1 protein-coding gene is annotated in these 7,426 nt (G+C 68.6%); it reads right to left on the bottom strand.

Features of this window, described 5'->3' with window-relative positions:
• A partial coding sequence (locus ACFYOH_RS44175; protein ID WP_388637869.1) for a hypothetical protein occupies positions 1–7,360 on the bottom strand: 7,360 nt, incomplete at its 3' end.
• Between the last annotated feature and the right edge of the window lie 66 nt (positions 7,361–7,426).

The raw sequence follows: 7,426 nt of genomic DNA, 5'->3' as shown, positions 1-7,426 counted from the left end.
GCCACAGGTGCCCGGCGTCGCGCTCGGTCGGCTTCACCGCCTTCGGGCCGACCAGCGGCCCGAACCGCCGGTCGTCCTCGACGGTTCCGCTGACCAGTTCATCGGTGCGGGCCGCTGAGAGGCCCTGGTGGCCTTCGCCTGCGCTGCTTGCCTTGACGAATGTGCGGGTGTCGGTCGCTGCGAGGGTTTCGCCGGTCGAGGATTCGGCGCCTGGGCTGTCGGGGGCTGCTGGCTGCTCGTGCTGTTCTGTTGCGGGATCGGTGCTCTGGACGGCGGTGAGGCCGTGGTTGCCCGGAGCCGGTTCGGTGTCGCTGACTGCTCCGGGTCTTGCGTCGGACGGTTCCGTTGCACCGGGTGCGTGATTTTCCTGCGGGTTTCGCGGCGGGGTGACCCGCTGCCGATCGCCCGCGATCATCGCCTCGCCCGAAAGCGGTGGCTGGTCCGGGACAGGAATCGTGTCGTATTGGGATGCGGTCGTAGCGAACGGCATCCCGCCCCCGGCCCAGGCGTGCCCGGCTGGGAGCGGCAGTGTGGTGTTGTCGGGCCCGCCTGCCGGTCCTTGCGTTCCCGTTCCCGGGGGGAGTTGGGCCTTTTCCCTCAGCTGCTGGGCTGTCCATGTGTGCCAGGCCGGATCGCGGTAGTAGCCATGTGCCAGAACGTCCAGTAGCTGATGGAATTCGGGTCGCGTGTCGATGTCGGGGCCGAGGACTGCACGCAGCCGGCGCACAAGGATGAGTGTGGTGTCCTCGTCGGCCCAGATCCGCTGGGCAAGCTCTGTCAGACGATCACCTTGCGGTTCGGGACGGAACTCAAGCCATCGCGCTTCACTGTCGGGACGATATACCAGGGTGTGGTACCCGAGGTACGTGGCGACCTTGGTGTTGGGAGAAATGACCGCTCGGCCCGTGTGGTTGGCGATGTACTGGGACAGGCCGTCCTTCTCGTGCCCGACAAAGCATGCATGCAGGACGATCGGCGATTCGGGTGGGAGTGCGTTCAAGCTGTTGCGGCGACGCAGACGCTGGACCGCCCCTTCGCCCGTTACGTGAATTTTGGAGGTCAGATCGGTGCCACGTCCGGCTGCGAAGGTCATGGTGTCAGCATGGCCATGCAGGGAGAAGACATACGGATTTCTTCCTGGCCAGGGCGCTCGAACCATGTTGACAAAGCTGTTGTCCTCGCCCCTGAGGACGGCGAACCATTCCTGCGTGTGAAGTTGTCTGTAGTCGGGCTCACGCCGTGCCCAGTCCTCAGGGCTGAAAAGGGCGTGGCCGAACGTCCTCCGGTCGGGACCCACGAGGGGGTGATCCCAGAGGTATTCCTCGCCCACCTCGACCTCGCGGATCCCCTCGAGCCGGCCCTGGATGGTCTGGCGCACGGCTGGTCCCGGTCCGTCTGGGTCGGAGGCCATCCACACACCGGTGGCTTCCCTCGAACGGTCGGCGCCTGATTCCAGGTGCCAGTAGCCGGATTCCGGGTGGAAGCGGGTCCTGAGCGGTCCGGTGAACGACCAGACAGTTCGCCCGGTGGTGTGAGCGATCGTCCGCCACAGATCGGTTCTACCGGGCTCCGCGCTCACCAGGACGTACGCCATGCCGTCGGCGATGACCGGCAGCTTCCTGGCGTACTCCTCGTGCGACACGATCTGCTCGGTCGTCCCGTCCCCCGGCTCGAGGACCCGGCCCCAGCCATCCAGCTTCAGCGTGACCACCACGACGCCCGCCGGATGTTCCGCCACCCACGGGGCCTGGATACGAAGGTCCTGGGTGAAATCCATCCGGCTGCCGCGCGGGGCCTCCCAGACGAATGAGAAATCGACGGGTTTTCCGGGGAAGAGGTTCGCCGCGTCCAGCTGATAGACGGCGTCACCCACCATCGACTGGGCCGCCGGGGGAGCGGGCGGGGCTGGCTGGGCGGACCCGAGCAGCAGCCTGGCAGCCTGCCAGTCGGGACCGCCGCGCGCCGACCCTCCTTCGGAGGAGTTCATGAGGGATTTGTTCTGGTTCAGCACCTCGACTGCGGCACGGGCGGGCTCGTCGCCGGCGGTGTGGTGGACCAGGGCGACAGCACCCCGCTGGTATTCCGGCACCCGCGCGGGAGCACCGTCCGCGGTCCCAGCCGCGGCCGCTTCACGATGAAGGAGATCAGCCGCCTGCCGCGACGGCTCGGGGACCTGGTCCCACGCATGGGTGAACAGATCCACACCCAGGGCGCGCAGCTTCATGCCGGCGGTGACCAGACGGGACACCGGACGCACGGTGTCGCTGCCCGCTGTACCGGGAGCGGCGAGTTCAACGAGCGCTGCGTGGTAATCGGTGAGCGCACCGGCCAAGGTTGCAGCCCGGGCAGTGACCTCACGTCCGGTGCTGTCCGGTGCTTTCGGCCACGGGGCCGCGGCCCACCCGGTGTCCCGGGTGTTGCCGGCGGTCAGCTCGCGGGACGCATGCAGTACCGGATCGTTGGCCACGGTCTCCAGCGGTGCGGGTCCTGCGATGTACCGGCCGCTGTTGTTCCAGCGGTAGTCGTTGCCGGAACGCGCCGTGCTCTTGGCATACACCACCACATCGACCTGGCCGTCAGCAGCAAGGGCGCAGAAGAACGTGACACCGCCGCTGCCACCGTCCAGATGCGCGTGCAGCGGCACATTGATGCGCACAGCGCTCTCGCGCACACCCACCAGCCCGTTGGCCACCCGTTCCAGGACCTCTCGCTGCAGATTCGTGAAATCCGCCTCCACGACCCGGCCCGCGTAGTGGATCCGGCCACTGAGCTGCCACGTCTGTGAGTTGTCGGCGCGGAACGCGGCAAACCGTGCCGCCCGCTGACCGGCCAGCTCCGCCAGCTGCCGCTGCCGACCGGAGACCACTCCATGCCAGGCCTGCCGCGCGGCCGCCTTGAGCACGTCGTAGTCCTCCCCGCTGGGAGCGACGTCCACCGACGACAGAAAACCGTCGAAGAGCCGGTCGAACGCCCCCAGCCCCCACAGCCGCTCCACCGCACGCCCGTCGAGATCCAGCAGCCCTTCATGCGCCGCCGGCACCCGGTCCTGGAAGAACACACCCGCGCTGAACAACCCCAGCCGGTCGGGATGCGCACCCAATTCCTCGGCAACCGCCGGAGCGGCCACAAGCAAGGCCAGCAACTCCGGGTGACGCCCGATCTGCTCGGCCAACCGAACACCCTGCGGCCCCGCCAACAACTGCGCGACCTCCCACGGCACCTCGGCGACGGAGGCGTCCCGGCCGGCTCCAGCGTCATCGGCCGACGCGGTCGCCGTCGGAGCGGCATCAGGTGTCCGGGTGGCCGCGTCCGTCGCAGGAACCGACGCGGACACCCCGGCTGTGCCGGCCGTGTGATCGGCCCCGGAACGGGTGGAGACGCCGCCCGGGCCGTCGGTGACCTGGGGCTGCCCTGCGTCCAGCGCATTCAGCAGCCGCACCGGGTCGGAGTCGGTCACCAGCTCCTGGAAGCGTGCCGGCTCCCGCTCGGACAGACGGCGGACCTCGCCGGCGAATGAGGGATCACCCGCCGCCCGCTCCTGCCAGGCGGGTCGGGCCAGGAACCCGGCAGCGAACCCGGCGTGCCCCAGCAGCAGCGCGCGTACCTCGCCCTGCCGCAGCGCCCGGTACAGCAGTTCCGCACCCTGGACGGACAGCGGCTGAGGAACGTACTCGATCACCAGATCGGCCAATTGGCGCTGGCGCAACCAGTTACGGAACTGCGAATTCATCCGGGCAGCCAGCGCGGGGTGGGTCCGGGCCACTTCCCACACCGCGGTCCGCCCCGCTGCCTCATCGATGAGGGTGCGGTGGGTGCGCAACCCATCCAGCAGCTCGGGATGGGCGCGCAGGGCCGAGAGTACGTCGGGTCGGCCGGACACGAGCTCCGCCAGACCACGCAGGCCCGCGAAGGCGGCTCGCAGAGCGGAGTTCTGGACCAGGTCTTCGGCCAGGCCTTCGTGTGTCTGGACCAGTCGCAGCATCGCGGCCGCGGTCAGATGCGTGTGGGCGGCCCCCGCGGTGCCTGCCAGGACCTCGACGAACGCGGGGGCGGCCTTGGCCGCCGTGAGGACGAGCGGGTCCGTCACCACCGCAGTGATCACGTCGGGGTGGGCGGCGAGACGCCGCATCAGGCCGGTGTTGCCGACCAGTTCCGTCCAGGACGCGTGGTCCGCGGCGATATCGGGCCGGTTCCCCAGGAGGTCCGCGAGGGCGGGCACTCCTGCCAGGCGACTCGCCAGACGGGGGTCGCCGGCGCTGGCGTCCAAGCGGCCCTGTGTCGCCACCACCGCTGCCACGACCTGCTCACCGGCAGTCCCCAGCACTACCCGCAAGCCGGGGGAGTTGACGATGGTCCTGAAGGCATCCTCGCTGCCGCCGGCGGCCTTCGCGGCGGCCGGGCTGGCCTTGAGGAGGTCGAAACTCTTGTCGTCGAAGTCGTCCACGTTCCTGTAGAAGAACACCGCGCTGAAGGACGGATTGCTGTCGATCGAAGCGACCACAGGCGCGCTGTAGTTCTCCCAGAGCAGGTCGCTCTCGGTGAACGCCGCGAAGATGAGGTCGTTGTCGGCCAGCAACCGGGGAAGCCGGGACACCTGCGTGATCCGGCGCAGCATCGCCGGCAGCCGCTGGACGCGGGCGAGCAACGAGGGGCGCTTTTGGAACAGCTCGAGCATGTCCGGGGTGAAGAGCAGGCCCTGCGCCAGATAGGGGCTGCCGGTCGCGGCCGACCGCAGAAGATCGTCGTCCGACAGGGCCCGGTAGCGGGCCAGCACGGTGTCGGGACCGGGGGCGTCGCCGGTCAGCGCGGCGCTGACGTCCCCCACTGGCCTGCGGCGGTTCAGCCCGTCCACCAGGACCTTCACAGCGGCGATTTTCTCCGGGTCCAGGGGGTGTCCCTCGGGAGTGATGTCACGCTCTCCCGCGGCCTCGACTTCCTTGAGCAGATTGCGGACGGCCTTGGCGACCGTGGCGGCGGAGCGCTTGCCCTGGGTCGTGGGGTTTCCGCGGGCCTTCGACGCCAGCGTGTCGAGCTCCTTGCGCCGGGCCTCCCAATGAGCGACGAATCCCCGCCGGGCGACGGCCTCCCTCAACACCTCGGGGAAGGCGACGAGCGCGCCCGCGAGGGGACTGTCCTCGGCAGGCTGGGCCACGAGCCGGTACAGCCTGTCGTCGGTCAGCAACCGGATCCAGTGTGTCGTCGACAGCGCGCCGAATGCATGCTCCAGTTTGGGCAGCAGCTCCGGAGCCGCGGTGAGGTTCTCCACGATGGCACGCGTGTGCTCGTTGGTGAGTTCGTAGACGAGGGTGTGCTGCCGGTGCAGCAGGCGCGCCAGCGGCGCACGCGGGCCTGTCAGCAGGTTCTCAAGGTGCGGAACCGCCCACGTGCTGTCGGTGAAAAGGCTGACGAACACCTGTGGGCAGCGCTCTATCGCGCCGACCAGCAGCGGACTCCTGTGCAGGTACTCGAGGAAACGGTCCCCGACCAACGACAAGGGCCGTGGCTCCACGTCACAGAGGAAGGCGAGCGCCGGTGAGTGCTGCAGCAGTTCCCCGAAAGAGCGTTCTGGATCGCCGATCAGCTTCGTGAACACCGAATCCGGGGCGGAGTCGAGGGAGTACGCCCACTGTAGATAGACGTGGCGGCTGGCGGCCCGCAGGATCGCGAGTGCCGTGCGGTCGTCTTCAGGCAGCACCAACGTCGGCGAGTTCCCGATGCGGCGAATCTCGTGCGGCCACAGGCTGTCGTCGGCCATCAGGCGCAAGTTCCTCATCATCACGGACTGGTGCTCCTTGGCCAGACCGTTGTAGTAGGGGAGCATCTCGCGGACCGCCGAGTTGTTGAAGACGGTGGCGGCTGCCGGACTGCTTGCCGTGAGGTACTGCATCAGCCTCGGGAAATCCGCCGAATCCGCCGGGGGCGCGGCCGGGCGACCGTCCCGGGCCCGCGGTGCAGGCAGCTCCGGAGGCTTTGTCTCATGCAAGGCCTGCAGCAACTGCCGGTCCGGGATCCGGTCGAACAGGGCCGGGTTGTACGACAAGGCGAGAGCGACATCGGGGTTGTCCACCGCGGCCCGGATCAACCGCCTGTCCGACAGCAGCCGTCGCGCCACACCGGGCAGGTCCTCCAGCACGTTCGTCAAAGCCCTGGATTCGCTGAGGGCGCCGAGGATATACGGGTCTCTGGCGGCCTCCAGGATGTCCGGCGAGGCGAGCGCCACATTGAGCTGCTCGGGGAATTGACGCAGAACGGACTGGAGTTCCTCGTCGGTGACCACTGTCCGGTAGAAATTCTGGGCAGCTGCGCTGTCATGGATGGGCCGGCGGTGGATCTGAGTGGCCAGCGCGGAGCACAAGGCGGCGTCGGCCGACAGCCTCGACAGCACCTCGGCCGGCTCGTCCAGCCCGACGACCACGGCCGCCAGATCGGAACTTCTCCCCACCAGCCGATTGGCGCCGGTGAGGGTGCCGATCTCACGGAGGATGTCCATCCGCCCGTCGAGATTCTGCAGGCCGTGAGGATTCGTCAACAGGTATCCGCGCAGGGCTGCATCGGCCTCGAGCTCGCTGATGACACTTTCACGCAGGAGGATCTCGGCCGTATGCTCCGTCTGAAAGTCGTACCAGTTCTCGGACGCGGCAGCCAGCGTCTCGAGCACGCCGGGCGCCCTGCCCAACACGTCGGCCAGGGCAGGCTGCCACACCACCAGACGGGCCAGACCGTCCTGCCGCGCCACCGCGTACACCACCTGCGGATTACGCAGCAGTCGATCCTGGAACTCGGCGGTGCCGTCCCCGCTCCAGGCGACAACGTTCACCAGCCGCTGAACCGACTGGTCCGCCGGATAGGGCAACTGCCTCAGCAGGTTCAGGGTGAGAGTGACGACCTGCGCGCGCCGCCCCGGCTTCGAACTGGTCAGATGTTGGGCCGCGGCATGGACAGCGCGAACGATGTCGTTGGGCACAGCGACCGGCTCGTCGGCAGCGAAGGACTCCTCGACCCGAGGGAACGGGCCCACTGCACTGCGGGTTTGCTGTCCGGAGGATTCCCCGGCCGATCTCGTAGACGTGCCGCCCTCGGCCTGGCCGGCCTTCGGCTTCTTCTTGCCTGATCCGGGTAGCCCGGCCGGTGTGTGAGGGGACACCAAATGGTAGGCGATCTGCTCGGCCCGGACGTGCAACGGGTCGCGTGTGCGGTAGCCCGGCAGGGCTTCGTGCAACTCCATGACCGTCGACGCGTCGACCACGAGGTCGCTCCGGCCCATCTTGCGAAGTGCCCCGAGCACTTCGGCGTGAAGATGCGGCTCGCCGTCCTTCGGTGCGGATATGGATGCCGGCGGCACGTGGCCGTCGTCGTTCACGATCGTGTTCGCACGGCGGCGCAGGTCAGCGCGGTGTTCCGCTGTCTGTTCGGCCAGTGCCTGGCG

The organism is Streptomyces sp. NPDC007856 (assembly GCF_042868225.1).
In the GTDB taxonomy this organism is placed as follows: Bacteria; Actinomycetota; Actinomycetes; order Streptomycetales; family Streptomycetaceae; genus Streptomyces.
The sequence above is the reverse complement of the archived record's forward strand: the minus strand, read 5'-3'. Positions and strand labels throughout refer to the sequence as shown.